Source organism: Mycobacterium kyogaense, from assembly GCF_003254575.1.
In the GTDB taxonomy this organism is placed as follows: Bacteria; Actinomycetota; Actinomycetes; order Mycobacteriales; family Mycobacteriaceae; genus Mycobacterium; species Mycobacterium kyogaense.
Genome location: NZ_QJUA01000097.1, coordinates 1 through 1,568 on the forward strand (window position 1 = coordinate 1; position 1,568 = coordinate 1,568).

At 66.4% G+C, this 1,568-nt stretch carries 1 protein-coding gene; it reads right to left on the reverse strand.

Features of this window, described 5'->3' with window-relative positions:
* Positions 1 to 224 precede the first annotated feature (224 nt).
* Positions 225 to 1,439, reverse strand: a complete 1,215-nt coding sequence (locus DMB80_RS27720; protein ID WP_111512752.1) for an IS110 family RNA-guided transposase — start codon at positions 1,437 to 1,439, stop codon at positions 225 to 227.
* Between the last annotated feature and the right edge of the window lie 129 nt (positions 1,440 to 1,568).

Here is a 1,568-nt window from a genome sequence, read left to right on the forward strand (position 1 = left end):
GCGCCCACGCTGACTTATGCAACCTCGGTGTGGGTTATCTGGCGTCGTTCGGGCTGCCGTGGAGGCGAAGGGCCGGGTGCCAAGCTAGCCTCGGCGTAACCGGTGAGGGTCCGCCATAGCGGATACGGCATCTAGTCCGGCCCTTCGTCCCGTCCTTTCAGCGTGGCATTACCGACGGTGGTGGTGGAAGGGTCTGGTCGGTCCTTTCGCGCTGGGCGTGGGGTCTAGATCCAGCGGGTCGGCTCGTAGGTGGCGTGGTCGCGGACAAGCGCATGGGCGATGCGGTTGGCACGATGGGCCAACGCGCAGGCGACGATGCCGCCGGGCTTGCCGCGATCTTTGAGCCCATGGGCGTAGTTCTTGGCGGCTGGCTCGTTGAGCCACAGGCCGATGCCGAGGTCGATCAGGGCGCGGCGCAGTGCGACGCTGCCTTCGCGGCTGATACCGCCGTCGCGGCGTTTGTGGGCGGATTCGTAGTGCGTCGGGGACAACCCCGACGCGCGGTAGATCTGGCGGGGTCCCGGCCAGCGTTTCGGATCACCCAGAGCGGCAGCGTAATTGGACACTCGCACCACCGCCCAGCCTGGCACCGAGGTCAACGTTGCATAGGGGCTGCGCGGCAACAGTGACTCCAGCACGGTCTCCGCGGACTGAATCTGATCGTCAAGATCGCCCAACAACACCAGATCGGCGGCCAGTATCCGACGCGCGATCACCGCGTCGCGGGTCGGTAAGGCGTTGTGAGCCGCAGCGACCAGCCGCTCGGCGACGGGGCGGCGCAGTTGCAGATCGCGGGTGGCGGCGAAGCGGATCAACCGGTTGACCCCGAGCCCGGCCAGGCGTGCCGGGTCGGTGAACTCGGCGGCCACCAGCCGACCGATCTTGGTGGCCAGCACGTCAGGTAGAGCCAGGGTCAGCCCGGGAAAGGCCCGGTCGAGCTGGCCGAGCAGCTGATTCTTCGTCGCGGTACGCGTAGCGACTCGTCGGCTCCGATGCACTGCCCAGGCGCTGATCTCACCGATCACGACATCGCGATCGGTGACCGGACGTCCGTAGCCGGCCAGCACCAGTTCGGTGATCGCTTCCAAGTCGATGACGTCGGTCTTGATCCGACGCCGTCCCTGCACGCGGCGCTGCTCAGCGACCTGAGCGGGGTTGAGCTCCAACACTTCCCACCCATCGGGCCATCGATGGTCGAGTACCGGTCGGTGATAGTGGCCGGCCGCCTCCACGCCCACCTTGACCTGCACCGCGGCAGGCGTGACAGCCATCGCGCGAGCAGCCGCGGCGGTCAGGCCCGATCCGGTCATCGCGAATTCCGACGGCGCGAGCAGCCGATGGCGAGCTGCGTCGGTCACCGAAAGCACAGCTGAGGTCTTGCCGACATCGACGGCAACGACGATCGTGGACGACGTGGCTGGAGCTACATGCACAGACACAACGACACCTCCGGGGCGTGTCAGGAGGTCCGCGCGCGTCAACACACGGACCCAAAGGAATCGGTTACAGATCCCTTCCTGACACCTCCGGAGGCATTTGAGAAGGACTAACTCGATCTATATCAGCGG